The 26,604-nt window shown below is 60.5% G+C and carries 27 protein-coding genes, 1 tRNA gene and 5 pseudogenes; 13 read left to right on the forward strand and 20 right to left on the reverse strand.

Annotation, left to right across the window (positions count from 1 at the left end):
• Positions 1–18: 18 nt before the first annotated feature.
• From P6U16_RS16825 to P6U16_RS16840, 4 genes and pseudogenes are all read right to left on the reverse strand, one after another.
• A pseudogene (locus P6U16_RS16825) lies at positions 19–812 on the reverse strand (rhomboid family intramembrane serine protease).
• A gap of 36 nt (positions 813–848) precedes the next feature.
• Positions 849–1,427 carry a cob(I)yrinic acid a,c-diamide adenosyltransferase gene (locus P6U16_RS16830; RefSeq protein ID WP_277701479.1) on the reverse strand — a complete coding sequence of 193 codons (579 nt, stop codon included), beginning with the start codon at positions 1,425–1,427 and terminating at the stop codon, positions 849–851.
• Positions 1,428–1,447: 20 nt separating this feature from the next.
• Complete coding sequence (locus P6U16_RS16835; protein WP_277701480.1) at positions 1,448–1,645, reverse strand: twin transmembrane helix small protein; 198 nt, start codon at positions 1,643–1,645, stop codon at positions 1,448–1,450.
• A gap of 25 nt (positions 1,646–1,670) precedes the next feature.
• Positions 1,671–2,502 (reverse strand): annotated as a pseudogene (locus tag P6U16_RS16840) (SDR family oxidoreductase).
• An 89-nt stretch (positions 2,503–2,591) separates the two neighbouring features.
• Between P6U16_RS16840 and P6U16_RS16845 the strand changes: the two are divergent.
• Positions 2,592–3,521 carry a YihY/virulence factor BrkB family protein gene (locus tag P6U16_RS16845; protein WP_277701481.1) on the forward strand — a complete coding sequence of 310 codons (930 nt, stop codon included), beginning with the start codon at positions 2,592–2,594 and terminating at the stop codon, positions 3,519–3,521.
• Here P6U16_RS16845 and gluQRS read toward each other — a convergent pair.
• Positions 3,516–4,402, reverse strand: a pseudogene (gluQRS, locus tag P6U16_RS16850) (tRNA glutamyl-Q(34) synthetase GluQRS). The gene P6U16_RS16845 and the pseudogene gluQRS overlap by 6 nt on opposite strands.
• Positions 4,403–4,485: 83 nt before the next feature.
• On the opposite strand from gluQRS, the gene P6U16_RS16855 reads away from it, so the two are divergent.
• Both P6U16_RS16855 and P6U16_RS16860 read left to right on the forward strand, forming a co-directional pair.
• Positions 4,486–5,133 (forward strand): DNA-3-methyladenine glycosylase, encoded by a 648-nt coding sequence (locus P6U16_RS16855; RefSeq protein WP_277701482.1) that lies wholly within the window; start codon positions 4,486–4,488, stop codon positions 5,131–5,133.
• A 108-nt stretch (positions 5,134–5,241) separates the two neighbouring features.
• Positions 5,242–5,799 (forward strand): HNH endonuclease, encoded by a 558-nt coding sequence (locus tag P6U16_RS16860; protein ID WP_071834982.1) that lies wholly within the window; start codon positions 5,242–5,244, stop codon positions 5,797–5,799.
• A gap of 51 nt (positions 5,800–5,850) precedes the next feature.
• Here the strand turns inward: P6U16_RS16860 and P6U16_RS16865 are convergent, their stop codons facing one another.
• The gene (locus tag P6U16_RS16865; protein ID WP_277701483.1) at positions 5,851–6,366 is read right to left on the reverse strand and encodes a disulfide bond formation protein B; all 516 of its coding nucleotides are present in this window, start codon (positions 6,364–6,366) and stop codon (positions 5,851–5,853) included.
• Positions 6,367–6,387: 21 nt separating this feature from the next.
• Positions 6,388–6,975, reverse strand: a complete 588-nt coding sequence (locus P6U16_RS16870; protein WP_277701484.1) for a YqaA family protein — start codon at positions 6,973–6,975, stop codon at positions 6,388–6,390.
• Between the two features lie 175 nt (positions 6,976–7,150).
• On the opposite strand from P6U16_RS16870, the gene P6U16_RS16875 reads away from it, so the two are divergent.
• The 3 genes and pseudogenes from P6U16_RS16875 (at position 7,151) to P6U16_RS16885 (ending at position 9,480) form a co-directional block, all read left to right on the forward strand.
• A tRNA-Leu gene (locus tag P6U16_RS16875) sits at positions 7,151–7,235 on the forward strand.
• 241 nt (positions 7,236–7,476) lie between these two features.
• The gene (locus P6U16_RS16880) at positions 7,477–7,863 is read left to right on the forward strand and encodes a hypothetical protein (RefSeq protein ID WP_277701485.1); all 387 of its coding nucleotides are present in this window, start codon (positions 7,477–7,479) and stop codon (positions 7,861–7,863) included.
• 176 nt (positions 7,864–8,039) lie between these two features.
• Positions 8,040–9,480: pseudogene (locus tag P6U16_RS16885) on the forward strand (FAD/NAD(P)-binding protein).
• 31 nt (positions 9,481–9,511) lie between these two features.
• On the opposite strand, the gene P6U16_RS16890 reads toward P6U16_RS16885, so the two are convergent.
• Complete coding sequence (locus P6U16_RS16890) at positions 9,512–9,676, reverse strand: hypothetical protein (RefSeq protein WP_277701486.1); 165 nt, start codon at positions 9,674–9,676, stop codon at positions 9,512–9,514.
• 459 nt (positions 9,677–10,135) lie between these two features.
• On the opposite strand from P6U16_RS16890, the gene P6U16_RS16895 reads away from it, so the two are divergent.
• On the forward strand, positions 10,136–10,429 hold the full coding sequence (locus P6U16_RS16895) for a hypothetical protein (protein ID WP_277701487.1): 294 nt from the start codon (positions 10,136–10,138) through the stop codon (positions 10,427–10,429).
• Positions 10,430–10,496: 67 nt separating this feature from the next.
• Here the strand turns inward: P6U16_RS16895 and P6U16_RS16900 are convergent, their stop codons facing one another.
• The 8 genes from P6U16_RS16900 to P6U16_RS16935 all read right to left on the reverse strand — a co-directional run bounded on the left by P6U16_RS16900 (position 10,497) and on the right by P6U16_RS16935 (position 17,532).
• Positions 10,497–10,751 carry a hypothetical protein gene (locus P6U16_RS16900; protein WP_277701488.1) on the reverse strand — a complete coding sequence of 85 codons (255 nt, stop codon included), beginning with the start codon at positions 10,749–10,751 and terminating at the stop codon, positions 10,497–10,499.
• A 99-nt stretch (positions 10,752–10,850) separates the two neighbouring features.
• Entirely contained in the window at positions 10,851–12,131 is a 1,281-nt protein-coding gene (locus P6U16_RS16905; protein WP_277701489.1) for a TRAP transporter large permease, read from the reverse strand.
• The gene (locus P6U16_RS16910; RefSeq protein WP_277701490.1) at positions 12,131–12,652 is read right to left on the reverse strand and encodes a TRAP transporter small permease; all 522 of its coding nucleotides are present in this window, start codon (positions 12,650–12,652) and stop codon (positions 12,131–12,133) included. Before P6U16_RS16910 ends, P6U16_RS16905 begins: the two co-directional genes overlap by 1 nt.
• An 87-nt stretch (positions 12,653–12,739) precedes the next feature.
• Complete coding sequence (locus P6U16_RS16915) at positions 12,740–13,714, reverse strand: TRAP transporter substrate-binding protein (protein ID WP_277701491.1); 975 nt, start codon at positions 13,712–13,714, stop codon at positions 12,740–12,742.
• Between the two features lie 56 nt (positions 13,715–13,770).
• Positions 13,771–14,652 carry an amidohydrolase family protein gene (locus P6U16_RS16920; RefSeq protein WP_277701492.1) on the reverse strand — a complete coding sequence of 294 codons (882 nt, stop codon included), beginning with the start codon at positions 14,650–14,652 and terminating at the stop codon, positions 13,771–13,773.
• On the reverse strand, positions 14,652–15,788 hold the full coding sequence (locus P6U16_RS16925; RefSeq protein WP_277701493.1) for a mandelate racemase/muconate lactonizing enzyme family protein: 1,137 nt from the start codon (positions 15,786–15,788) through the stop codon (positions 14,652–14,654). Before P6U16_RS16925 ends, P6U16_RS16920 begins: the two co-directional genes overlap by 1 nt.
• 13 nt (positions 15,789–15,801) lie before the next feature.
• Positions 15,802–16,707 carry a 5-dehydro-4-deoxyglucarate dehydratase gene (gene kdgD, locus P6U16_RS16930; protein ID WP_277701494.1) on the reverse strand — a complete coding sequence of 302 codons (906 nt, stop codon included), beginning with the start codon at positions 16,705–16,707 and terminating at the stop codon, positions 15,802–15,804.
• A gap of 72 nt (positions 16,708–16,779) precedes the next feature.
• Positions 16,780–17,532 (reverse strand): FadR/GntR family transcriptional regulator, encoded by a 753-nt coding sequence (locus tag P6U16_RS16935; RefSeq protein ID WP_277701495.1) that lies wholly within the window; start codon positions 17,530–17,532, stop codon positions 16,780–16,782.
• Between the two features lie 180 nt (positions 17,533–17,712).
• Between P6U16_RS16935 and P6U16_RS16940 the strand changes: the two genes are divergently transcribed.
• Positions 17,713–18,513 (forward strand): NAD(P)-dependent oxidoreductase, encoded by an 801-nt coding sequence (locus P6U16_RS16940; RefSeq protein ID WP_277701496.1) that lies wholly within the window; start codon positions 17,713–17,715, stop codon positions 18,511–18,513.
• 9 nt (positions 18,514–18,522) lie between these two features.
• Here P6U16_RS16940 and P6U16_RS16945 read toward each other — a convergent pair whose 3' ends face one another.
• Complete coding sequence (locus tag P6U16_RS16945; protein WP_277701497.1) at positions 18,523–19,392, reverse strand: aldose 1-epimerase family protein; 870 nt, start codon at positions 19,390–19,392, stop codon at positions 18,523–18,525.
• 76 nt (positions 19,393–19,468) lie between these two features.
• Positions 19,469–20,017, reverse strand: coding sequence for a cupin domain-containing protein (locus tag P6U16_RS16950; RefSeq protein WP_277701498.1), 549 nt, complete (start codon positions 20,015–20,017; stop codon positions 19,469–19,471).
• Between the two features lie 141 nt (positions 20,018–20,158).
• On the opposite strand from P6U16_RS16950, the gene P6U16_RS16955 reads away from it, so the two are divergent.
• Entirely contained in the window at positions 20,159–21,493 is a 1,335-nt protein-coding gene (locus tag P6U16_RS16955) for an aspartate aminotransferase family protein (RefSeq protein WP_277701499.1), read from the forward strand.
• Positions 21,494–21,613: 120 nt separating this feature from the next.
• On the opposite strand, the gene P6U16_RS16960 is transcribed toward P6U16_RS16955, so the two are convergent.
• Positions 21,614–21,880, reverse strand: coding sequence for a hypothetical protein (locus P6U16_RS16960; RefSeq protein ID WP_277701500.1), 267 nt, complete (start codon positions 21,878–21,880; stop codon positions 21,614–21,616).
• 127 nt (positions 21,881–22,007) lie between these two features.
• Positions 22,008–22,214 carry a hypothetical protein gene (locus P6U16_RS16965; RefSeq protein ID WP_277701501.1) on the reverse strand — a complete coding sequence of 69 codons (207 nt, stop codon included), beginning with the start codon at positions 22,212–22,214 and terminating at the stop codon, positions 22,008–22,010.
• A 257-nt stretch (positions 22,215–22,471) separates the two neighbouring features.
• On the opposite strand from P6U16_RS16965, the gene P6U16_RS16970 reads away from it, so the two are divergent.
• The 4 genes and pseudogenes from P6U16_RS16970 (at position 22,472) to P6U16_RS16985 (ending at position 26,590) form a co-directional block, all read left to right on the forward strand.
• On the forward strand, positions 22,472–22,618 hold the full coding sequence (locus tag P6U16_RS16970) for a DUF1127 domain-containing protein (protein WP_158475533.1): 147 nt from the start codon (positions 22,472–22,474) through the stop codon (positions 22,616–22,618).
• A 501-nt stretch (positions 22,619–23,119) separates the two neighbouring features.
• Positions 23,120–23,698, forward strand: coding sequence for a recombination regulator RecX (recX, locus tag P6U16_RS16975; protein ID WP_277701502.1), 579 nt, complete (start codon positions 23,120–23,122; stop codon positions 23,696–23,698).
• Between the two features lie 206 nt (positions 23,699–23,904).
• Positions 23,905–25,283: pseudogene (locus tag P6U16_RS16980) on the forward strand (aspartate aminotransferase family protein).
• Positions 25,280–26,590, forward strand: a complete 1,311-nt coding sequence (locus P6U16_RS16985) for a glutamine synthetase family protein (protein WP_277701503.1) — start codon at positions 25,280–25,282, stop codon at positions 26,588–26,590. The pseudogene P6U16_RS16980 and the gene P6U16_RS16985 overlap by 4 nt, the downstream one beginning before the upstream one ends.
• Positions 26,591–26,604 lie beyond the last annotated feature (14 nt).

Below are 26,604 nucleotides of genomic sequence, written 5' to 3' on the forward strand. Positions count from 1 at the left end.
CTTTCGACAATGCCCGTGTCAGGTCGGCCGGCCCCATGGACTCGGCTGATCGGGTTTCGTCTCGACGGTGGCTGCCGCTTCGGCCGGCGTTGCCTGTATGTGCTCGACCGCCCTTGGACTGACGATCGTCCGGTCGAAGAGGGCACGCCGCGGCGTCGCAAAATGACCACCAGCAGGGCGCCTGCAAGAATACCGCCGACATGGGCACCCCAGGACACGCCGCCTGAGGGATCGATCACGAGCATGAAGAATTGCTGGCCGATCCAGAAGGCCAGTGGAATGACGGCCGGTAAGGGAAGCGGAATGCGAAAGAGGACCAGCACCCAGACGCGCACCTTGGGGTGGAGCAGAAAATAGGCCGCCACGACGCCTGAGATGGCGCCCGACGCGCCGATCAGCGGCGCCTGCGATTCGACATCGATCAGCCCGTGCAGGAAGGCGCCAGCGGCGGCGCAGAGCAGATAGAAGATCAGGAAACGCACATGGCCCAGCGCATCCTCGACATTGTCGCCGAACACCCAGAGGAACAGCATGTTGCCGGCCAGATGCCAGAAATCGCCATGCAGGAAGGCATAGGTGACATAGGTCGCCTCGTCCGGCACCAGCACCAGTCCGGGCTCCAGCGTTGCATAGTCGAAGACGACGGCCGGAATATAACCGAGCCCGACCACGGCAGCATTGGAGAAGGCCTCCGGTGCGAGAACCGGCCCCGTGATCAGCCATATGACCACGTTGATGACGATCAGGCCGATCGTCACATATTGCAGCTTGATGTGTTTCAGGGAATTCGCGTCGTGCAGCGGTATGAACATGCGGTCCCCTGAAAGGCGATCAGATCCTGAGCGACATTACCTGTTTTTTCCGGGAACCCAAAGCACATCCGCGCGGCCCTTGTCATTGGTCCAGCGCGCCGCGACGAACAGGAAATCCGACAGGCGGTTGATGTATTCCAGGGCCTCCCGGCTGACGATTTCGTCGGGCTGGCGGGTCAATTCGACCATTTGCCGCTCGGCGCGGCGGGCGACCGTGCGGGCGACATGCAGCGTCGCCGAGGCCTTTCCGCCGCCCGGAAGGACGAAGGAGCGCAAGGGCTCCAGATCGGCGTTCAAAAGGTCGATTTCCGCTTCGATGCGGGCCACTTGCGCCGCCACGATCCGCAGCGGTTCGTATTCCATCGTCTCGCCCGTCTCCGGAGTCGCGAGGTCGGCACCGAGATCGAACAGGTCGTTTTGGATGCGCATCAGCATGGCGTCGAGGTCCGCCATATCCGAGATGTATTGCCGGGCCAGTCCGATAACGGAATTCGTCTCGTCGATCGTTCCATAGGCTTCGACGCGCAGATCCGATTTCAGGCGGCGCGGACCAGTGGCGAGCCCTGTCGTGCCGTCGTCGCCGGTCTTGGTATAGATCTTGTTGAGTTTGACCATGATGCCGTTCTTCTTGTTGCTTAGCGACCGCCGCCGGTGATCCACAATGTCAGCATGATCAGCGCGATGGCAACCGCCTGCAGCAGGACGCGCGCCTGCATCAGCTTGTTCGACGTGTTGCCGCTGCCGCCCTTGGCCATGTGCAAGAGACCGCGGATGAGGACGATGACGACGAGGCCCATGACGAGCAGCGTCAGGCCGGTGAGGAAACTGGACATGGGACAAGTACCTTTGCCTTTGCGATCAGCCGAGACGGCCGATGATGCGGTAAAACAGACCAGCGGGCAGGAGCTTCTTCAACAGGGCGCCTTGCCGGGCCGGCCGGGTTACAATGTAATGCGGCCTCGGCTTTTTGCCGTCAGCGCGTGTTTCAGCACGTCATAGACCGCATCGGGGTTGAGCTTGCCGGTGGCGGGCTTTCCTTCCCGCGCAGCCGGCGCATTTGTTTTTCATATTCGACCGCGTGCACCGAGCCCTTCAGATCGATATGCCGTTCGATATGGGTGATCGCGTTGGCCGTGAAGCGCGAGGCGATCGGTCCCGGTTCGATGAGGCTGACCTCGATACCGCTGCCTTCCAGTTCCATGCGCATCGTCAGAGACAGGCCTTCCAGAGCGAATTTCGAGGCATTGTAGGCACCTCTCCATTTATACGGCACGATGCCGAGAATGGATGAGCACTGGACGATCCGCCCATGCCCCTGCGCCCGCATTGCCGGGATGACGCGTCGGGTCAGGTCGTGCCAGCCGATCACATTGGTTTCCAGCTGTATCCGGAGAGCCTCTGTCGGCAAATCCTCCACTGCGCCCGCCTGGCCGTAGGCGCCATTGTTGAACAGCGCATCGAGCTGGCCGCCGGTGCGTGCAAAAACCTGTTCGACGAGATCCGATATGCTGTCTGCGTTGGTGTAATCCATGAGGAAGGCCTCGATGCCATCGGCTTCCAACGCTTGCAGATCCTCGGTGCGGCGTACCGTCGCAAAGACCCGCCAGCCGTCGTTTTTCAGTGCGCGGGCGCAATAGGCACCGATGCCGGAAGAGCAGCCGGTGACTATTATGCTCGGTTTGTCCTTCATTCGGCCCGTTCCCGTAGACATTTGCGTGTGCTTTCCCATATTCGGGAACGGGTTACACTTGAATGGCGCAAGAGACAATTGGAGACAGGATGCCGGCCTTCGTTCGTATCGCCTGGAAGGTCATCTTCGACGCGCTGTGGCATTTCAGCGAGGACGACGGCTGGGCCATGGCGAGCCATGTGGCCTTGTCGACGCTGCTGGCCATATTCCCCTTTCTCATTTTCGGAACGGCGCTCGGCAGTTTTCTCGGCGCCGACCAGTTTGCGGTCACGGCGGTGCATTTCATCTTCGACACCTGGCCGGAATCGATCGCCAAGCCGATTTCCGACGAGGTCGTGCAGGTCCTGACCATTCCGCGCGGCGGTTTGTTGACAATCTCGGTGCTGGCGGCCGCGTATTTCGCATCCAACGGTGTCGAGGCGCTCCGTGTCTCGCTCAACCGCGCCTACCGGGTCTCGGAAAGCCGCGCTTGGTACAAGACCCGGATTGCGAGCCTTGCCTTCGTCCTGGCGGGGGTCCTGGTTCTTGCCATGGTCAGCATCCTGCTCGTCGCCGTGCCGCTCGCACTGCGCTATGCCGGAACCTATCTGCCGCTGTTCAACAATCTCTTGAGCCTGCTCGACAGTTGGAGCCTTGCTGGCGTGTTTGTCATGCTGACCGCGGGCCTGATCGTCAGCCACCTCTGGCTTCCGGACGGGCGGCGCAAGATCATGGACGTCTTGCCCGGCATCATCCTGACGCTGACCGCCTGGTCGGTGGGGGCCTATGTCTTTGCCTCCTACCTCAGCTCCTTCGCCAATTACGTCTCGACCTATGCTGGGCTCGCCTCGATCATGATCGCGCTGGTCTTTCTCTATATCGTCGGGGCGATCTTCATCATCGGTGCCGAGATCAACGCGGCGATCATGAAATACAAGGTCAAGCGCATGGTGATCCAGAGTTTTCGCGGTGCCAGGAGCCCACAGGAGCCTCAGGCCGAAACTCCGCAGCCGGAACGGCCCGCCGAAACGGTCTTATAGGACAGCTGAGCGAATATCATTCGGCGTTTTGCCGGCAGCGCGCAGGGTGGCGATGCCCGTGTCGCGGTTGCTCTTCGAGAGCTTGCGGCCATCCTGTCCGAGGATCAGCCTGTGGTGATGATAAACCGGCTCCGGCAGGCCGAGCACCTTTTGCAGCAGGCGGTGCACCGCCGTTGCGTGGAACAGATCCTGCCCGCGCACGACATGCGTGACATCCTGCAGCGCATCGTCGATCGTCACCGACAGATGGTAGCTTGAAGGCGCATCGGCCCGCGACAGGACGACATCGCCCCAGATAGATGGATCGGCAGAAATTACCCCTGTTTCACCCTTCGGCCCGATTCCTGTTTCCTGCCAGGTCAGGGGGCGCCCACTGCCGCAATTGCCTTTGCCATGTTCAGCCGCCAGGCATGCTGTTTTCCCGACACTAGCAGGCGCTGTTGCTGGGTGGCGGAGAGGCGGCTTTCCTCCGGCGGATAGAGCGGTGCGCCGTCCGGGTCGCGTGGCCAGGGCTTGCCGCGTTGTTCGAATGTCTCGACGGTGGTCTTGATGGCGCCGCGCGTGAGAAAGGCTGGATAGGCAATATCCATGGCAATCAACCGGCGGAGCGCCTCGCGATAGACGTCGAAATGATCCGACTGCCGGCGCACCGGTTCTTCCCACTCCAAGCCCAGCCAGGCAAGGTCTTCCAGCGCTGCCGCTTCAAATTCCGGGGTGCAGCGCGCTGTGTCGATATCCTCCAAGCGCAGCAGCAAGCGGCCGCCGGCCTGACGCGCCATATCCTGGTTGAGGATGGCGGACAAAGCGTGCCCCAGATGCAGCAGGCCATTGGGGCTGGGGGCGAAGCGAAAGACGGGTGGTTTTGACAAAGTCTGGTTCATGGTTTCTTCTTGGCACGGAAGCGGGCGGCGGGCCACGTGCTTCGACATCGTGTTGTCCGGCCGGCCTCGCTGGAGGTCAAGCCATGCGGATCATCCGCACCCACGACGATATTGCATCCGGTCTCGAAGGCCTGGTCATGCTCGACGCCCGTCTCGATCCCATCGTTGCCAAGGCCGGCCCGGTGCCGCTGAGACGAACGGATCCGGGTTATCGCGGGATCGCCAATATCATCGTCTCGCAGATGGTTTCGAAAGCCAGCGCCGAGGCAATCTGGCGGCGCCTGGAGGTGATGCTGGGCGCAATCACGGCACCGGCGGTCATCGCCATGACGGATGAGCAGTGCCGGCTGGCCGGCCTGTCGCGCGCCAAGGCCGAGACGCTCCATCGTGTGGCGGAGGCGGTGGTTGCCGGCGACCTCGATCTTGAGGCCATCTGCTCCATGGAGGGGACTGTCGCGATCCGTGAACTGACGGCGATCAAGGGCGTCGGCCGCTGGACGGCGGAAGTCTATCTGCTGTTCTGCGCCGGCCACCCGGATGTCTTCCCGGTCGGCGATGTGGCGCTGCAGAATGCGGTTGGTCATGGGCTGGCGCTGGAGGCCAAGCCCACAGCCCGCGAACTGGATGCGTTGACGCAAATCTGGGCACCGTGGCGCAGCATCGCGGCGAGGCTTTTCTGGGCGTATTACGCCAGCGAAATGCGCCGCGACGGGCTGCCGGTGACACCTTAAGGAAAAAAGCGAATCTTTTGTTTCCTTTTTCCTTTTGGCTTCACAATCCTGACGCAACGCGCCTAATATAGAAGGTACAGATGCCGAATCGAGCAGGAGTTTACTGGCTTGACGATTGCAGTCTCACCGCAGGCCCTTCCAGCGCTCGTGTTGAACGCTGACTACCGGCCACTGAGTTATTACCCCTTGTCGCTCTGGTCCTGGCAGGACGCGATCAAGGCCGTTTTTCTTGACCGCGTGCATATCCTGGCCGAATACGACCATCAGGTTTCCTCGCCCAGCTTCTCCATGCGCCTGCCAAGCGTCGTGTGCCTCAAGAGCTACGTGCAGCCGTCCCGTCACCCGGCGTTTACACGGTTCAACGTCTTTCTGCGGGATCAGTTCAAGTGCCAGTATTGTGGTTCGCCGGACGATCTGACCTTCGATCACGTCATCCCGCGCTGCTGCGGTGGCCAGACGACGTGGGAAAATGTCGTCGCCGCCTGCTCGCCCTGCAACCTGCGCAAGGGCGGTAAGCTGCCGCGCCTCGCCGGCATGTTCCCGCACCAGAAGCCGTATCATCCGACGGTGCAGGACCTGCACAACAACGGCCGCCTGTTCCCGCCGAACTATCTGCACGAAAGCTGGATGGACTATCTCTACTGGGATGTCGAACTGCAGCCGTGAAAGCACAAAGGCGCCAATGTGGCGCCTTTTTCTCGTGCGGATGCTTGCTTTCTAGTGCCGGACTTTCGCCGCCCCACGCAGCGTGATCGCCGCCAAAACCAGGCTGGCCACAACATTCCATCCGGCGAAGGACAGGCCGAGGACGCGAAGTGCCGCATCCGTGCAGGAGGGGCCGTGTTTGCTGTCGAGATCGCCTAAGAGATCACCAACGTTCGATGATACGCCTTGAGCCGTGGTGGCGCAGGTAGCAGGGCCTTCCCAGAAATGCCATTCGACGCCGGCATGATAGACGCCGATGCCGGCGCCGATCAGCATGGCGATTCCGATCAGCAGAAGAAGCACGCGCGTCGTCCATGCCGGCAGCTTCAACAGGATGCTGAGGATTGCCAGAATGCCGAGCGGGATGCTGTAATAGTAAGGGTCGCGCTGCATCAGGCAGAGCGCGCAGGGGATGTAGCCGCCGATATGCTCGAAGGCGAGCGCCCCGCCGACCGTACCGGCCATGCCGAACGTGGTGGCAAGCGCCGGAAAAAGTCCTGTCGATGGCTGGCTACTGGTATGGTTCACGACAAACTCCCGACTGTTGGCTTACATGAACACGCGATAGGCGATGAACAGCACGATCAGCACGCCACAGCCGATGGCGGCAATCATGCCAAGACGTTTCTCGATGAAGTCGCGGATCTCCTCGCCATAGCGGCGCAGGAGCCAGGCCAGGAAGAAGAAGCGTGCGCCGCGGGCAATGATCGCCGTGATGATGAAAAGCCCGAGATTGATGTTGATCGCGCCGGCCAAGATGGTGACAACCTTGATCGGAGGCAGATGCGAAAGCCCCGACGTGATGAGAAGGAGCACCAGCATTTCGTAGCCGACGGTTGCCTTCATGGTCTCGAAGGCTTCAAGCTTGCCGTAGAATTCGAGCACCGGCTTGGCGATCGCTTCATAAGCGTAATGGCCGAGATACCAGCCGGCAATGCCGCCCAGCACGGAGGCTATCGTCGCGATGAGTGCATAGCGCCAGGCACGTTCCGGCCGGGCAAGCGCCATTGGCAGAAACAGCACATCGGCCGGAACGAGGAAGACCGAACTTTCGATGAAGGCGATGACGGCAAGCCAGACTTCCGCCGATTTGCGGGCGGCGAGCGACATGGTCCAGTCATAAAGGCGTCGAAGCATGCACAGGCCCCTGTTGAAGTCCAAAGCCTTTTAGGCAGGAATGACCGGTCTGTAAATGTGCTGCTGCAGTGCGAAGAGCACGCTTTAGTGATTCCGTTTCACTTCTCTGCAAAATCCCGGTTGACCCTACCGAAAGCCTTCGTGTAAACGCAATTTGCTACCGCAACGATCCCGTGCCCCATTGGCGGAACTGGTAGACGCGCTCGACTCAAAATCGAGTTCCGAAAGGAGTGCTGGTTCGATTCCGGCATGGGGCACCACCTCTAATTTCCAGTGTCTCCAATTTGCCCTCCTCGGCGTCAGCGCGTGATCAAAGCGTGCAATGTCATTCCACCTCGCATTGAGCGTTCCGTGATTATCTCGAAAATAAACATAAGTAAGACCATAGACTTAGCCTGTTTATAGGCCAGGTGTGGAACTTGGCATTGGCGATTGCGTTTTTTAGTTTGCTGGTACGCCGGCGAAGGAACGGAAACTGAAACATGTAGTGGAGGATTTTCGATGCCGCACTTGCCAGAACTCCATGAGGGGCATGCCCCGATCACCTTGCACGAACTTTTCCGGGATGCTGTCGAGAGTTTTGACGATTGGGACGATGGTTCTGCGGAGCCCGTCGTCATGTTCCAAGGCAACGTCATGCCGATCAGTGCCGTTTTCGATCACATGCGCGATTGCACCGACATTCTGCCGAACAATCTTCTCGGCGCCATCAAGGAGCGTTTGACGCGACCCTGGAGTGGGGAAACGCCACTGGACGAAATGACCGTGTCGACGGCGGCGCGGATCATGTCCGTCCTGTCGCGAAAGCGCCACCTACGGCACAGTGGTGGCGATCTTGCGGCCTTCCTGCGCAGGATGGACAGGAAAAGAAATCATTCTGCAATGTAGAGGGCGAAACATAGGCTGGGAAACTTGCGCTGAAAAACAGCTTGAACAAAATCCGTTTCTCCAGCATTAATGCCATTAAATTTATAGACTATGCGGCGTTTCGTGAACTGCCTGTCTGACGAAGATGGGCGCCTTTGTTCAACCATCCCGTCGGGTTCCGGCGGAAAGGAGGCGATATGACGGTTCACAGTCGTTCGGCGCCATTTTCCCATCCAAGCGGCAGATTGCAGATCGCCGTTATCGGGCGCGGGTTCTCCGGCATGATGATGGCGATCGCGCTTCTGAAAACCGTGACGCGGCCGTTCCAGCTTCGGCTGTTCGATCCGCACCCGACCGTCAGCGGCGGTCAGGCGCTGGCGTCCGCCAATTCCACGGAAATCCTCAACAGCCGCGTTCGCGACCTCTCCGTTTCCGGCGAAACGTCGGACTTCACCGACTGGTTGACGGAAAATTCGGACTTTCGCCAGGCCGTTCCAGCTGCGATTCCGGGATTTGGCCAGATCTTCGTGCAGAAGGCGATCTTCAGCGACTACGTCTATCAGCGTTTTTCTGAGGCCCTTGCCGAGCGGCCGGATGTCACCGTCCAGATGCTGAACGATATCGCCACCGGGGTCCGACGAACCGCTAAGGGCGGTTTTCTCATTGATTTCGAGGAGGGTGGCGAAGTCGCATGCGATGTCGTGTTTCTTGCCACCGGCTACGGGACGAGAGGCTCTTTGCCCCAAGGTGGGCAAAGTGTTCTCGACGCCCCGGCTGACCATCTGCCTGGCACCTCCCGCCATGTGGTGGTTCTCGGCAACGGCCTTCGGGCGGTGGACCGTGTCCTGCAATTGCGGGATGCCGGCTTTACCGGAGAAATCACCATCCTCTCGCGCCGCGGATTTCTGCCGCAGTCGCATACGCGCCTTTCTGCCGATCCTGTGTTTCCAGCCGAGGCCATGCCAAAAAGCTTCCGGAGATCCTGCGTTTCGTACGTCAGGTCTGCGCGCAGGCTGAAGCGGATGGCAGGGGCTGGCAGGCTGCAATGAACGGGCTGCGCAAGCGGGCGAGATCACTCTGGTCGGCCCTGCCGCAAAACGAGAAAAGACAATTCAACCGGCACCTGAGGGCTATTTACGACAGCCACCGCAACCGGCTGCCGCCGGATATGCACGGCCGGCTGGAGCGGGAACTGGCCAGTGGACTGACGAGGATGAAGCGCGGCCGCGCCTTGAGGCGAACACAGGATGGTCTGGTCGTCCGATGGCGGGGTGAGGAGGGGAAGATCTGCTCCGTGCAGATGAGGTCATGGACTGCCGGTGCCTGTCGCCGGATCTTGCCGATCCGTTGATTGCCGGGCTGCTTGAGGCCGGCCTTGCCATTAAAGATGAACTCGAACTCGGTCTGGCGGTGAAGGGGACGGGCGAGGTGCTGACGGCGAAGGCAGGGGGCGATGGCCTGTTGTTTGCCGTCGGGCCGATGGGCCTCGGCTCATTGCCGGATATCGATCTTGTCCCGGAAATCGTCACGCAGGCCTATTCGGCCGCCGCTCTGGTGGCGACCTCGGCACCTGTTCACGGGCCACCTGAGAAGCGATTCGTGAACAGGCAGGTTTCATCGCCGGAGGGCGTGGTCTAACGAGGGCTTGCGCTGTCTGTTCAGACTTGTCTCACACCGCGACGCGGCGGGCTTCCTTGTCGGCAGACTTGCGATCTGCACCGTGCTTCTCAAGAATGGCCTTGGCATCTTCGACGGAAATCCGGTGCTTTTTCGCAAAAGGGATCGGCTGGTAAGGTTGATCGGCGGACGCGGCATTCTGTTTCGTGGCAGACATATGATTCTCCGGATAACAACGATACGGACGGCTTCGTCCGGTTCGGTTCGATTGAAGGAGTTGAGCGCGAAGCAATGGAATGGCCGCACTGGCGTCAGGCAGCAGTCGCTTCGGCGATAACCTCTAAGTGGGGACGGACTTCGCTGCATTCAAGAGAACAGGCGACGGGCGACACGGGTTACTACCCTGTTCCGGGTGATATGTCGAATCCGTGGGCCAAGGTGTCGAGAACCATTACTTTTCCGAAATAAACCATTCTAGACGGACGGCACCGTACCCCAATCTATTCTGCCAATTTGCTGTGGAAGTATGCTAGACTGCTCATACTGAAGATTGCTCCAGCCGATTGGGGCCTCTTTTCTACGCCCTTGCGAATGTCGCAAGATTTTTTCTCAAGATCTCCGGCCGCTTGCAGCGGCCTTTTCCATTTCAGATCGATAGCCTATCCAAGGATACAATATGATTAAGCTCGAACTCACGCCGGTCCAGATCAGAGGACTGAAGCTTGCCAAGGAAGGCAATCTTTTTCCGCAGCCGGCGAAGAAGTGGACCCACCTGGACGCGAAGGTCACCTATGCGAAGACCGATCGCTTTCAGGAGCGCCCACAGAAAATCAGGTTTCTGACGACGACCACCCTGAATGAGTTGGAGGAATTCGGCTTTCTCGAGCGCAGCCATCTCGAAGACGACGTGGCCAATGATCCGCGCGGCATCACCATGGCCGGCAAGATGTGGTTGATGGCCAACAAGTAATTCCGATCTGCCCTTTTGGGTAATCGAAAAACGTGGGGCGGCCGGTGGTCGCCTCTCCATTGCGCGATCAGCGCCTCGGCTCGCCTGAAGGTGCGTAGGCCGTTTTCTGCTCGAATTTGAATTTATGGCCGCACCGGCAGCGAATGACGTGTTTGCGCGGATCGTTTGCAGCGAATTCCGTCTCGAAGCCTTTCGGTAGCGAATCGATCTGGAAGCCGCGCGTCTTGCGATTGGCGTCGTCGTCTTCGGAGACGTCGGCAAACCCCGTATGCCCGCATTGGGCACATTCCAGCTTTCTCGAATATCGATCCCGCGCTGCCATCTTCTCTCCTTCGAAAGACGCGGTCATACCAAAATGCCCGCCTGATGGAAGAGAGCTTCTGGTGCTATTTCACCCGCAGCGCTCGGAAAGCGTGTCCTGTTATTTGAATAGCGCCGGCAGCCAGAGCGAGAGGCCGGGGATATAGGTGACCAGCAGCAGAACTGCGACGCTGGCCCCGAAGAACGGCCAGATCGTCCGCATCGCCTCGCGGATCGAGATGCCGCCCACCGCGCAACCGACGAACAGAACCGTGCCGACCGGCGGCGTATTGAGGCCGATACCGGCATTGAGGATCATGACGACGCCGAAATGCACCGGGTCGATGCCGAAAGCCTTGACCACCGGCAGCAGCACCGGGGTCGAGATGATGACCAGCGGCGCCATGTCCATGAAGGTGCCGAGCAGAAGCAGCGCGACATTGATCATCAACAGCACGATGATCGGATTGTCGGAGATCGCACTGATCAGGATCACCATCGACTGCTGCACCTGCAGGAAGGACATGAGCCAGCCGAAGGACGCGGCCGTGCCGATGACCAGCAGCACCATGGCGGTAGTACGCACAGCCTGCAAGACCGCCTCAACGAACCCATGCCAGTCGAGTTCGCGGTAGACGAGCAGCGCGACGATCAATGCGTAGAAGACGGCGATGCAGGAGCTTTCTGTTGCGGTAAAGACGCCGGAGCGCACGCCGCCGAAGATGATGGCGATCAAGAGAAGACCGGGAACGGAGGCGAGGAAATAGTAGCCGAGCCGACGCAGTCCGGGAAATGGTTCTGCCGGGTAGCCGCGCCGGCGGGCAACGATATAGGCCGTGACCATCAATGCGGCGGCGAGCAGGATGCCCGGAACGATGCCCGCCGTGAACAGGTCGGCCACCGACACATTGCCGCCCGCGGCGATGGAATAGAGAATCATATTGTGCGACGGCGGGATCATCAGCGCGATGATCGCCGCATTGACGGTGACGTTGACCGCGTAGCTGCGGTCGTAGCCGCGCGCTGCCATTTGCGGGATCATCAGGCCGCCGACGGCCGAGGCATCGGCCACGGCCGAGCCGGATATGCCGCCGAACAGGGTTGAGGCGACGATGTTGACCTGGCCGAGGCCGCCGCGCATATGGCCGACGAGGCCCGCGGCAAAACGGATCAGCCGGGCAGCGATGCCGCCGCGCACCATCAGGTCGCCTGCAAAGATAAAGAACGGGATCGCCATCATGGCAAAGACGTTCATGCCGGAATTCATCTGCTGGAACACGACGATCGGCGGCAGGCCCATATAGAGCACGGTGGCAACGGAGGCGATGCCGAGGCAGAATGCGATCGGCATGCCGATCATCATGAGCACGGTGAACGTGCCGAAGAGAATGGTATAGGCCATCAGGCGGCTTCCTGTACGAGAACGTCGGCTGCAACGGCTTCGCCGAGCGCGACATCGAGAAAACGTTCAGCGGCAAAGATGGCGATCAGCACGCCGCCGCCGATCATGGGGAAAAAGTCGACGCCGCCGGGCCAGCCGAGGACTGGAATGGTGGCCGTCCAGGTGCCGATGGCCAAAAGCGTCGCGTAGAAACTCATCGCCAGCCCGAAGAGAAAGATCAGTCCGAGGCTCAGGAGGTCCATCGCGCGCTGCACGGGCGCCGGCGAATAGTGCCTGATATAATCGAGACCCAGATGCACACTTTCGCGCACGCCGACGGCGGCGCCCAGAAGGATGAACCAGGACATGAGTTGCAGGGACATGGGCTCGGCCCAGCTTGGCGTGTCGTTGAGCACGTAGCGGGCAAAGACCTGCCAGCCGACGATAACAGTCATTGCGACGATACCGGCGCCGGAAATATAAAGTGCTGTCCGGCTGAGCCAGGTCAGCGCGGGCCGGATGGCCAGCATGAAATGCCGCATTGATGAAACTCCCTCCCATGACCCGCCGCCCAAAGGCATGCGGAAAGAAAGGCCGGCCCCTCGATCGAGAGGCCGGCCTTGGTGCTTTTACTGAACGGCCTGGACCTGTTCGAGCAGGGCCTTCATCTTCGGATCGGTAACGAAGCGGTCATAGACCGGCTTCATCGCAGCGGAGAACGCCGTCTTGTCGACCTTGATGATGGTGTTTCCGGCAGCGCGCACCTTTTCTTCCGAGACCTTTTCGCGGGCAGACCAGAGTTCGCGCATCTTGCCCACCGAGTCCTTGGCAGCCTGCCGCAGGACCGTCTGGTCTTCCGGCGTCAGCTTGTCCCAGGCGATCTTGGAGATGACCAGGATTTCCGGATTGAGCGAGTGTTCGGTCAGCGTGTAGTTCTTGGCAACTTCGAAGTGGCGGGCGGATTCGTAGGATGGCCAGTTGTTTTCAGCACCATCGACGACGCCGGTTTCAAGCGAGGAGTAGACTTCGCCCATCGGCATCGGTGTCGGGTTGGCGCCAAAGGCTTCCATCATGGCGATCCAGAGGTCCGACTGCTGGACGCGGATCTTCATGCCCTTCAGATCTTCCAGCTTCTCGATCGGCTTCTTAGTCGTATAGAAGGAGCGTGCGCCGGAATCGTAGAAGGCCAGGCCGATGAGGCCGTGCGGTTCGAAGGCGGCCAGAACCTGATCACCGATCGGGCCATCCACCGTCTTGTGCATGTGTTCCGTCGAGCGGAACAGGAAGGGCAGGCCGAGCACTGTGGTTTCGGCAACCAAATTGTTGAACGGCGCTGCGTTGACGCGGTTCATGTCGATAACGCCGAAGCGGGTCTGCTCGATCGTATCTTTTTCGTTGCCGAGCGTGGCGTTGTTCATCACCTCGATCTTGATGCGGCCCTTGGTGCGCTCAGAAACGAGCTCGCCCATGTATTTCACCGCCTCAACGGTCGGATAACCGTCGGGATGGATATCGGCAGACCGCAGGGTGATTTCCTGCGCATGCAGGGTGCCGGCGGCCAGGGCAAAGCCCAGAGCCGCGCAAAGTGTTTTCGCAAGTTTCATGTTTCTCTCCTCCTTGAAAACAGGACCGGAGCCTCCTCGCTCCGTATCCGGCAGTTTCAGTCTCCCTGGCCCTGGAACGGAGCAAGGCCGTAAAGCTGTTCGGGATTGTCAACCAGCGCCAAGCGGCGGGCATTGTCGTCGGGCAGCCAACCGAGAACGGTGTCGGCAAGGGCTGCATCGTCGGGGTAATCTTCCGTGGTCTTCGCCAGATTGTGCGGCCAGTTCGAGCCCCAGACGATGCGCTCGGGCGCATGGGTAGCGAGTGCGCGGGCAACGGCTGCGACATCTGCGTAGTCCGGCGCGCCTGATTTCGACGACTCGTAGACCCCGGCGAACTTGAACCAGCAATTTCCGCCATCGATCAGCCGCTTGACGGTGGCGACCTGCGGACTGTCCGGTGTGACCCCGGAGAAGAACTTGCCGTGATGATCGAGCACCCAGCGGGACTTGAGTTTGGCGAGCCGCGTTTCGTGATCGAGAATGTTGCTGCCGTCGAACTGGACGGCGAGCATCCAGCCGCGGGCGCTGGCCCGCGCATCGATCGCCTCCAGCGCATCGAGCCCGACCGCACCGCCGGGAAGATCCATGATGCGGGCGCCGATCACGCCAGCCGCCGACAAGGTGTCGAGTTCACCATCCGGTGTGTCACCGTCGATGACTGCAACGCCACAAGCAACGTGACCCATTTCGGTAAGGCAGGCGAGAAGGTTGGCGTTGTCGCGCTGGTGGGCATTGCCCTGGGTGATGATCACCCTGTCGATGCCGAACCAGGACATGAACTGGCGATACTGACCAGCGTCAGGAAGGCCCCCGCCCGGCAGTGGTGGACCACCAGGCATCGCGGGAAAGCCGGGCAGATACATGTGCATCTGCGTGTCCACCGCACCGCGTGGCAGCGGAAACTTCAGGGCGCGTCCCGTGAGTGGCCGGACGATCATCAGGCGTCTCCCATGCGGAATTGCGCCAGCGCATCGCGGTTGATCTCGATGCCGAGGCCCGGACCATCCGGGATGTTCACGACCCCGTTCATATGCTCGATCGGTGTGCGGATAACGGCCTGGCGGAAGGGATTGTCGGTGCGGTCGAATTCGAGGATCGGTTCGATCGGATTGACGCGGACCGGGCTCGGGATCATCGCCGCCATGAACTGCAGTGCCGCGGCAATATGCACGGCCGTGCCCCAGACATGCGGAACGACCCGGATGCCGTGCAGCGCTGCCATGTCGGCAACGCGCTTTGCTTCAGTGAAACCGCCGACGCCGGCAAGGTCCGGCTGGAGGATATCGACCGCGCGGGTCTCGACCGGTTCGCGCATGCCCCAGCGGCTGTGCCAGGTTTCGCCGCCGGCAACCGGGATAGGCTGGGCGGCGCGGACCTCGCGATAGGCGCCGAGCTGTTCGGGCACGACAGGTTCCTCGAACCAGTCGATATCGTATTGCGCGGCTGCGCGACCGAGACGGACGGCCTCGATCACGTCGTAGCCGTGATTGGCGTCGATCATCAGCCGCATGTCGGGACCTGCCGCATCGCGCACGGCGCGGATGACGGCGAGGTCTTCCTCGACGCCGAAGCCGATCTTGATCTTGGCGGCATGGAATCCGTCGGCGCGGTGGCGGGCGACTTCCTGCGCATTGTCCTCAATCCGATCAACGCCGTCGCGCTTGAAGCTGCCGGTGGCATAGGCGCGCACGCTTTCGCGAAAACGGCCGCCGAGCAAGGTCGAGACCGGCACGCCGAAATGTTTGCCCTTGATATCCCAGAGCGCGATGTCGATGCCGGACAGTGCCGTGACGGCGAGGCCACGCTGGCCTTGGTCGCGCAGGGCATTGTAGAGGCGTGCCCAGAGCTTCTCGTTTTCCAGGGGATTTTCGCCGATCAGCCAGGGCGCATAGGCAGCAACCACGGCCGCATTTGGCCGGGCCGGGCCGAGGCACTCGCCCCAGCCGATGGTGCCGTCGTCGCAGATGATTTCCACCAGAACATGCGCCCGCCGATCGAAGCGCATCGAGGCGCTTTCGAACGGGACCGACAGGCGGTGTTCCAGAAGATGGGTGCGGACGGCGGCGATTTTCATCTTGGCGTTTCCCTCAACGCTTCCAGGGGCCGATGAGCTTGTCGAGCATTTCTTCTTCTTCCCGCGTCAGGTCGTCGAGCGGCGCGCGGACTTTGCCGGCATCGAAGCCTTGCAGGCGAACGCCGGCCTTGACGGCGGCGACGGCATAACCCTTGCGACGGGCGCGGATCGCCATGAACGGATAGAAGAACTCCTTGAGAATGGTTTCGCAGCGCGTGCGATCGCCACTGCGCAGGGCCTTGTAGAATTCGACGGCAAGGCCAGGCACGAAATTGAAGACGGCGGAGGAATAGGTGGTGAAACCGGCGCCGAGATAGGCTTCGGCGAACAGTTCCGCCGTCGGCATGCCGCCGAGATAGGTCAGCCGGTCGCCCATGGTCGCGGTGATCTGACGGATCAGGCCGATATCGCCGGTGCCATCCTTGAAGCCGACGAGATTGGGGCACTCGTCGCAAAGGCGCTGGAGCGTCTCGCAGCTCAGGATCGAATTGTCTCTGTTATAGACCATGACGCCGATGCCGACCGACTGGCAAACGCGTTTGACATGGACGTACAAGCCTTCTTGCGGTGCATCGATCAGGTAATGCGGCAGAAGCAGAATGCCATCGGCGCCGGCTTTTTCAATCGAGCGGGCGAGCTCGACGGCCATGTCGGTGCCATAGCCGCACCCGGACACGATCGCCGTCTTGCCGGATGCTTCCTTCGCCGCCCGGACGATTTCGGGAACTTCATTGGGCGAAAGCGAGAAGAACTCGCCTGTGCCGCCAGCGGCAAACAGGACCGGGGCATCGAAGCCGGACAGCCATTCGACATGGCGGCGGTAGCTCTCGGGCTGAAATTTTCCCTCCGCATCGAAATGCGTGACAGGAAAGGACAACAGGCCCGCGCCCAGCGCGGCCTTGATCTCTTGCGGCGTCATACTTGAATTCCTCTTGATGCCTCCTCCGGCATGCTTGTCCTACATTGTCAGCAGACAGGTGTCAAGAAGTCATCATACAGGTTGGCGCTGTTCGCGCAAAAGCGCGCGGTAGCGGGCCTGGCTGCCGCGCAGATGGCGACGCATGGCCTCGCGTGCCGCCTCCTCGTCGCCGTTCGATATGGCCACGACGATGGCGTTGTGCTCGTTATCGATGAGGCGGATGTAGGCCGTCTGGTCGTGTTCCGAATCATCGTTGCGCAGGGCCGCGCGCGGAATGACGCCTTTGCCGATCATGGCAAGGAACTCGCGGAAGCGCGGATTGTTGGTGGCCTCGGCGATGGCGAGGTGCAGGGCAAAGTCCGCCTCGCTGGTCGAAGCGCCGGCATCCAGGCACGCGCGCACGGCATAGTGGCGGTCGAGAATAGCCTCCTCCTGGGCTGGCGAGCGGCGAAGCGCTGCAAGGCCTGCGGCCTCCACTTCGACCGCCGTGCGTAGTTCCAGAAGTTCAATCATCGAGGAAACGCGAGCAGGATCAAGGTTTTGAACCGAAAGCAGGGGAAGTGATGCGGTGGCGGTTGCCTCCAGCACGAAGACGCCTGCACCCTGCCGGGTTTCCACGAGCCTGTCGGAGCGCAGGGTGGCGATGGCCTCCCGCACGACGGTGCGGCTGACACCATGGGTTTCGCTCAACTGCGATTCGCTCGGCAGCTTGCTGCCGGGTGGAAACTGGCCGGATGTAATCGCCCGGCGCAGGTTTTCGCCCAGCCGCGCTGTCAGCGTGCCTGTTTCGTTTTTCGGCTTTTCGGTCTTGGCCTGAAGTCCCATGCGTGCATTTCCTCCCCGCCGACGCCGTGGAGCCCAAGTGAGGCTGCCTGTGGTCGTCTGTCAAGTTTTTGAGCCTGACTCGACCCTGTATATCCGACTTGTTGACGCAAATCCAGCAACCTGTATGATGGCTTTCATGTTTACGGCGTCGAAGGCGCTTGATGCTTCGGGAGGAATTGCGTGAAAAGACTTCTGGTAACCGGCGCCGCCGGCGGGTTGGGGCGTGCCATGCGGGCGCGCATGGGCAGGTTTGCCGAAACGGTGCGCTTGTCCGATATCGCTGATCTCGACGAGGCTGCGGCGAACGAGGAGCTTGTCACTTGCGATCTCGGTGATGCCGCTGCGGTGATGAAACTGGTCGAAGGCTGCGATGGCATCGTCCATCTGGGCGGTATCTCGGTCGAGGATAAGTTTTCGAAGATCCTCAATGCCAATCTGCTCGGCCTCTATAATCTCTATGAGGCCGCGCGCGCCCACGGCATGCCGCGCATTCTGTTTGCCAGCTCCAATCATACGGTCGGGTTTTACCGGCAAGACGAACATATCGACGTTACGGCGCCGATGCGGCCGGATGGTCTCTACGGCGTCTCCAAATGTTTCGGCGAAGCCTTGGCGCGCATGTATTTCGAGAAGTTCGGGCAGGAGACGGCGCTGGTGCGGATCGGCAGTTGCATGGAGCGGCCAAGCAATCACCGCATGCTCTCCACCTGGATGTCCTATGGCGATTTCGAGGCGATGATCGATTGCATCTTCCGCGCCCCCATGCTCGGCTGCCCTCTTATCTGGGGCATCTCCGACAATGACAGCCGCTGGTGGGACAATTCGCACGCCGCCTATCTCGGCTGGAAGCCCCGCGACAATGCCGAGAAGTTTCGTGCGGAGCTCGAAGCCACCGTCGGGCGCCCGCCGGCATCCTCGCCTCTGTCACTCTATCAGGGCGGCATGTTCACGAAAGACCCGATCTTTTCCGAGAAGGCGTGAGGCTGCCGATCAGGCAGGGATTTCGACGGTGAACGAGAACCGCGCCATGCCGCCGGGCGCGAGCATCTGGCTGGAGGGCCGCTCCATGATGTCGTTCGAGCGACCGATTTCGGCGGCCGTTCCGTGCCATGGTTCGACGCAGAGGAAGGGTGCGCCCGGCTTCGTCCAGAGCGCCAGGTTGGGCAGGTTTTCGAAAGTGAAGTGCAGCGCGGGTCCGCCGTCTGGTCCATAACGAAGGCCTGTTCCTGCTCCTTCTGAAAAGATCAGGGCGTCGTTTTCGAACATCTCAGGCCACAGAACCAACTGTCCGGCCTCGAAAGGCGAGGGCAGGTGGCCCGGTTTGATCAATCCGCCTTCCAGCTGCGCCAGCGGCGGCTCGCCGCCATTGTCGAGCGTGACCAGATGCTCTTTGCCTTCTGCGCCGGGAAGCGGCCAGACGAAGGCCGGGTGAAAGCCGATCCCGAAGGGCAGGCCGCGGCTGTCCGCGTTCGTTACCTCGGCTGCAACCGTCAACCGGTTGCCCTCAAGGGAATGCTCCACGACGAGGCGAAAATCGAAGGGGTAGATCGCCCGGGTCGCTTCCGAAGCGACGAGTTCGTGACGGCAGGCGGTTGCCGTTGAGGACGTCAGGACAAATTCGTTGCGCCGGGCAAAACCGTGCTGGCCCATGGGATAGTCCTGTCCGTCAATGCCGAGTTTGTCTCCGGGGGCCTTGCCGACGATCGGAAACAGCACGGGCGAGCGTCCGCCCCAGAAGGTGGCATCGCCACTCCACAACCAAGAGCGACCGTCCTTGCTGGTCAGCGCCTGCATTTCCGCGCCGAGCGAGCAGACATCGACGACAAGAGACTGGTTTTCTATCCGGACCGATGTCGGCATGGCGTATCTCCTTTGGTTCGGGCGGTATCAAATCACACCTTCGAGCCGGATGAAACAAGTCGTCCCGGTCGATGCGTTAGAAGGTCGGGGGCGTGCAGGCGCTGATGACTTCGCAGGGGACGGGCCCGACGCAGCGAAAACGGTGCGGCCTTCGGCTCTCGAAATAATAGGCGTCTCCGGCCCCGAGAATGCGACGCTCGTCATCCACGGTCACTTCCAAACGGCCGGAAAGCACCACGCCGCCTTCCTCGCCCTCATGCACGAGCGGAACCTTGCCGGTATCGGCGCCGGGCTGGTAACATTCTTTCAGAATCTGCAGGCTGCGGCCGAAGAGATTGTCGCCGACCTGGCGATAGGAAATCGGCCCCTTGCCGATTTCGGTCAGTTCCTCCGACGCATAGAATGCCTTGCGCGGTTTTTCCGGCTCGAAGGCGAAGAATTCAGCAAGCCCGATCGGGATACCGTCGAGGATACGTTTCAGCGCGCCGACCGAAGGATTGGAGGCGTTCGATTCGATCAGCGAGATCGTCGAATTGGTGACGCCCGTGCGCTTGGCAAGCTGGCGCTGCGAGAGGTTGTGCAGCATGCGCAGATGCCGAAGGCGGTTTCCGATATCGACCGACATGTCCGATCCGTTTCAGTTGTTCGAAATATCGCAAACATACACATATGGTAACATATTTTTCAATGACTTGAACCTGGATAGAAAAGGACTTGTTCGATCTTCGAAATCATGGCGGCTATGGCGCATCAAAAGGAGATGCCGATGAACGCCCATTCCAAACCGAACGCGCCGAGCCTTGACAGCTACTGGATGCCCTTTACCGCCAATCGCCAGTTCAAGGCGGCGCCGCGCATGATGGCAAGCGCCGATGGCATGCACTACACCACGACCGACGGCCGCAAGGTGCTGGACGGAACCGCCGGCCTCTGGTGCGTCAATGCCGGGCATGGCCGCCGGCAGATCGCCTCCGCCGTCGAGCGCCAGTTGATGCAACTGGATTATGCGCCATCCTTCCAGATGGGCCATCCGATCGCCTTTGATTTTGCCGAGCGCTTGGCCGAGATCGCGCCCGGTGGTCCGGATGCGAAACTTGATCGCATCTTCTTCACCGGATCCGGTTCGGAATCGGTCGATACCGCCTTGAAGATCGCCATTGCCTATCAGCGTTCGATCGGGCAGGGCACGCGCACCCGGCTGATCGGCCGCGAGCGCGGCTATCATGGCGTCGGTTTTGGCGGCATCTCGGTGGGCGGTCTCGTCAACAACCGTCGCGTTTTCCCGCAGATTCCGGCCGATCATCTGCGCCATACCCATGATCTGTCCCGCAATGCCTATGTCAAAGGCCAGCCGGAGCATGGTGCGGAACTCGCCGATGATCTCGAGCGCATGGTGGCCTTGCACGGCGCCGAGACCATCGCCGCCTGCATCGTCGAGCCGGTCGCCGGCTCCACCGGCGTGCTGGTTCCGCCGAAAGGCTATCTGGAGCGCTTGCGGACCATTTGCAGCAGGCATGGCATTCTTCTGATCTTCGACGAAGTCATCACCGGCTTCGGTCGTCTCGGCTCGCCGTTTGCCACCGATCATTTCGGCGTGACGCCGGATATCGTCACGACCGCCAAGGGCCTGACCAATGGCGTGATCCCGATGGGCGCCGTCTTTGCCAGCCGCACGGTCCACGATGCGCTGATGCACGGGCCGGAGGGACAGATCGAACTGTTCCACGGCTACACCTATTCCGGCCACCCGGCTGCCTGCGCTGCCGGCATCGCGACACTGGATATATATCGCAACGAGGGCCTGCTGACCCGGGCCGCCGAGCTTGAGGCCGACTGGGCGGATGCGATGCACGCGCTGAAGGGCTTGCCGAATGTCATCGATATCCGCACGATCGGCCTGATTGCCGGAATCGAGCTATCCTCGCGCGAAGGCGCGATCGGTGCGCGGGCCTATGACGTCTTTGTCGATTGTTTCGAAAAAGGCCTGCTGATCCGTGTCACCGGCGATATCATCGCCTTTTCACCGCCGCTGATCATCGAAAAGAGCCAGATAGGCGAGATTGTCTCGATGCTGGGCGATGCCCTGAAGTGCGCCGCCTGAGCGATCGTCCGAGAAAGTCCTGACGGCCGCTGCAGATTTGCGGCGGCCGTTCTTGTCTTGGGTGTGGCGGGCGGCGCGGCCTGTTCTCTGAGGTGTTTGAAAAAGTGCTCGGCCAACCTTTTAATGACTGAGACGCTCGACAGCCAGATTTCCGGCCGTGGTCAGGACGAGCACGCTTTCGGTGCGCACACGGCCCTCATCGACGAGATCAAGCTTTTCAAGGTCGGAAACAATCTTCTGTGAAATCCGCTTGTCGCCCACCAGCCAGCGGCTACCGGTCTTTCTCTGGCGTCGAAAGAAGGCGATGGCTTTCAGGGCATCCTGCTGTGTCCGCGTGAGCGTGTTGCGCGGATCCTGGGCGATTGCATTGTCGCTGATCGATACCATTGAGGACCTTCCTTTCAGAACGCAAATGCACGGACTCCATGTGGGGTTCCGTGTTTTCACATTCAAGCTGAAGGTTATGTCACGATGGTGTCAGGTGTTCTTCGAACCGATCTGATCTGCCGATCAATCAATCAGCTATCAAGCCGTCAAACACTTCCAGCATGGCTTCGCTAATCGCCTTGCCCAGCGCTGCCGCGGTCTGTGCCAGGGCTTCCTCATTCATGTCGCGGGCCGCCATCGCAAAGGCAGCACCTTCCGCCGTGACAATTTCCTGGGCGCGCTGGATGGTCCAGAGTGCGAAATCGCTCCGGCTTTCGATTTCAACGGTTTCCATGCGCAATCCCCTGTCTGTTTCCGGTCCCGGCTTATACGCGTTTTTGTGGGGCGGCAAACCCGGGATGCTGCAGATTGCCATCCAGTTCAGTCTCTCCATCGGCGTACAAACTTCCGAACCTGTGCATTTCGCGCATGGGTGCCCTGAGGTCTTGGCGCTGTTCGGGGCCGAGGCATGCGCCTATATTCGCATCATCAAACGACGACAGGGCCAAGTGCGGTTGCTGGCGTCAACAGACCTCACGAAAGGGGATCAACATGAACGTAGCACGCTCTTTCAACAACTGGCGCAAGTTCCGTCAGACTGTCAACGAACTCGACCGCATGTCGACCCGCGAACTGCGCGACCTCGGCATCGATCGCGCCGACATCCGCTCGGTTGCCCGCGCATCCATTGCACGTTGATTTTTCCGGCCCTTGAGCCGACCATTGAATGTCTTGAACGCCCGCTTTCCTCCAGCGGGCGTTTTGCTTTTTCGATGTTTTTCGTGTCGAGGGAAATGGGATTTTCCGTCATGCGAAAATTGCATATCTGCCCTGCAAATATCTGCCTATGAAATGAGCAGGAATCAGATATAGTCATACTTATCGAAGGGATGCACCTCCTCCCGCTGAACTTCGATTTGGCTTGCAGCTCACTCCTCCTCCCAGAGCTGCTTGCACAAGCAGCGGCGCTCCTCCTCCCAGTCGCTGCTTCGATATTGAAAGCCTGCCGCACCTCCTCCCGCGGCAGGCTTTTTTCGTTCTTGGCGTTCAGCAGATTTTCTGGAAGTTGCATGGCGGTTCCCCGCATGAAATAGTTTGCTGGATCGGCTTGCACGTTTATCGGCAGCGCGAACGGAGGATAGAATTTGTATAGCACGATCGTTTCACAGCCTTGCGCGCAGCGCTTTGCCCCAGTCGCTGATGTTTCCTGACAATAGTCAAGATGCCGCCGATGAAGAGGCCCCCAGCGATCTGCCGACCAAACGGATGTTGTCCTGGGCGCGCAATTCGACGATCTACCGTCTTGGTCGGCGTATGATGAGCGAGCGAGAACTTTCCGATGCCATCGCCCGGAAGGCTCGCACGAAGTTCGTTGATATCAGCGGCGCCCAGGTGCAGGCGGTTGCCGCTGCCTCCGTGGCTTTTGCCTATGAAATCGGTGGATTGAACGACACGACCTATGCCGAGGTTCGAACGCGGTCCGGCGTGCGCACTGGCAAGTCGAAAAAGGCGATTGCGCAAAAATTGTCGGTCAAAGGCATTTCGCGGGAAACTGCACAGGCGGCACTGGAGGAAAGCAACGATCTCGTTGCCGCTGTCGTCTTTGCCCGCAAGCGTGGCTTTGGCCCATTTCGTCGTATCGAACTCGACGAGAAGCGGAAAATCAAGGAACTGTCGGCCTTCGCCCGCAACGGCTTCGCCTTCGAGATCGGCAAGAAGGTTTTCGGCATGAACAGGGATGAGGCTGAAGAGATTGTCCATTCCGGAGCGATGCTATGAGACGACAACCGACCGTTGGACTTGCGCTTGCCTGAAAAACTTTGCGTCAACAAGCGCTGGCGCAGCCCGACCCGCTAGGGTTAGTGTGCTTGCCACGTAGATTCGACAGGACGGGCCGGGGAGCAGTGCCTGCCATGTCGCGTTGCGGATCAGACCAGTGGATAATCCAGAGAGGCTAAGGCAGGCGCATGGTTCAGAACGCGAAAATGTCTCAAATTCCGACGCTCAGCCTCCTGCAGCAGACCGATGCCCGGCATCATTTCCATCCCTTTTCCGACAATCACGAACTCGCCCAGATCGGCTCGCGCATCATCGACAGGGCAGAGGGTGTCTACATCTACGACATCGATGGCAATAAGATCCTCGATGGCATGTCGGGTCTGTGGAACGTGGCCGTCGGCTATGATCGCAAGGAAATCATCGACGCGATCACCAGGCAGTTGCACCAGCTGCCCTACTACAACACCTTCTTCAAGACTTCGCACATGCCGGCGATCGAGCTGTCGGAACTGCTGGCCGAGGTTTCGCCGCCGCAGTTCAATCGCGTCTTCTACACAAGCTCCGGCTCCGAAGCGAACGACACGATCATCCGCATGGTCCGTACCTATTGGGCGACGAAAGGCGCGCCCGAGCGGCAGGTGATCATCGGGCGCTGGAACGGCTATCATGGCTCGACCATCGGTGGTGCCAGTCTCGGGGGCATGAAATACATGCATGCACAGGGCGGCCTGCCGATCGCCGGCATCCACCACATCGCCCAGCCCTATTGGTATGGCGAAGGCGGCGACGAGGATCCGGAAGCCTTCGGCATCCGCATTGCCCGAGAGCTTGAAACGGCCATCCTGGAAATCGGCGTCGATAAGGTTGCCGCCTTTATCGGCGAACCCTTGCAGGGGCCGGCGGCGTCATCATTCCGCCGAAGAGCTACTGGCCGGAGATCCAGAGGATCTGCAATCAGTACGGCATCCTGTTGATCTCCGACGAGGTCATCTGCGGCTTTGGCCGCACGGGCAACTGGTTCGGCTGCCAGACTTTCGGTTTCGAGCCTGATCTCATCGCCTTCGCCAAGGCGGTCTCCTCCGGCTACCAGCCGATCGGCGGCGTGCTGGTCTCCGACAAGGTTGCCGACGTGCTCGACAGCATTGGCGACGATTTCAACCATGGCTATACGAATTCGGCCCATCCGGCCGGCTGTGCTGCGGCCATCGCCAATATCCGGATCATCCAGAACGAGAAACTGATCGAACGCATCCGAGATGATATCGGCCCCTATCTGCAAAAGCGCTGGGCCGAACTTGGCGATCATCCGCTGGTTGGCGAGGCACGCATGGTCGGTCTGATCGGCGCCTTGGAGCTTTCGCCCGACAAGGCCCGCCGCGCGCCGTTCGCCAAGGTCGGTTCCGCCGGAACGGTCTGCCGCGATATATCGTTTGCAAGCGGCCTGATCATGCGGGCGACACGCGATACGATGCTGCTGGCACCGCCCTTCATCATCAGCCATGACGAGGTGGATTTCATCATTAAAACAGCCCGTGACGTGCTTGACCGTACCGCGGTGGAACTGAAAGAGCGGGGTCTGGCATGACAATCGGCAGTTCGAGCACGGGTTACATCGATGCCTTCGCCATCGGTATTTCCGGCCAGCTCTATGGCAAGCGGGAGCCTGCCCGTGACAGCGCGCGGCTATTGCGCGATGGCCTCAACATGTCGGCCTGCGCGCTTCTGTTCGATGCGCGTGGAGTCAATCCGACGCCGGAGGGCATTGGTGGCTATGACGGCGATCCCGATGCCAGCGCCCGGGTGATCGGCGATCTCGTGCCGGTGCCGTGGGCGAAAGTGCCGACGCAGCAATGCCTGCTTGATCTGCGCCATGCCATGACCGGCGAGCGCTTCTGGTACGATCCGCGCAAGATCCTGCAGGATGTGGTCGATCGCCTGAATGCCGACGGGCTTTTCCCGGTCGTTGCCTGCGAGCTTGAATTCTACCTGACGGTTGCAAAACGCATGCCGGACGGTGGCGTTTCTCCAGCCAATCTGGCGCGCACCGGTGCGCCACCGCGCACGGAAGAAAACTTCAGCTTGTCGCTGGTCGAGGACTATGCCGATTTCATCGCCGATATAGCGGCTGCCTCGCAGGCGCAAGGCGTTCCCGTTGGCACGGCCATTTCGGAATACGGCATTGCCCAGTTCGAGATCAATCTCGAGCATGGGCCTGATCCGGTGCTGGCGGCCGATCAGGCTGTGCTGTTGCGACGTATCGTTCGCGGCGTTGCACGAGCGCGCGGTGATGATGCAACCTTCATGGCAAAGCCGTTTGTCGATCAGCCCGGCAGCGGCATGCACGTCCATGTCAGCCTCGTTGACAAGGACGGCAATAACCGCATGTCCGGTGACGACGCGCTTCTGGAGCCGGCGGTTGCCGGGCTGCAGCAAACATTGGCCGAGACCATGGCCTTCTACGCGCCGAATTTTTCGAGCTTCCGCCGCCTGAAGCCGAAGATGTTCGTGCCGATGGATACGAGCTGGGGCTACAACAATCGTTCGGTTGCCTTTCGCGTGCCGACCGGCTCCGACAAGTCGCGCCGCATCGAGCACCGCGTCGCCGGCGCCGATGCGAGCCCGCATCTGGTCGTCGCTGCGATCCTCGCCGGCATGCATGCTGGCATCAAGGGCAAATGGCAGCCGACGCCGCCGACAGAAGGTGTTTCAGAAGGCGACGGCAGCGACCTGCCGCGCAACCTGATTTCGGCCCTCGACCGCATGACCGGCGGGGCGGTGCTCAAGGAATATATCCCGCAACGCTTCCTCGATCTTTTCCGAGATAACCGGATGGGTGAATTCGAGGCCTTGTTCCATGCGCCGAGTGCCGTCGAGTACGATTTCTATCTCTGATTTGTCGTTCTGTT

Source organism: Rhizobium sp. 32-5/1 (assembly GCF_029537235.1).
Classification (GTDB): Bacteria; Pseudomonadota; Alphaproteobacteria; order Rhizobiales; family Rhizobiaceae; genus Pararhizobium.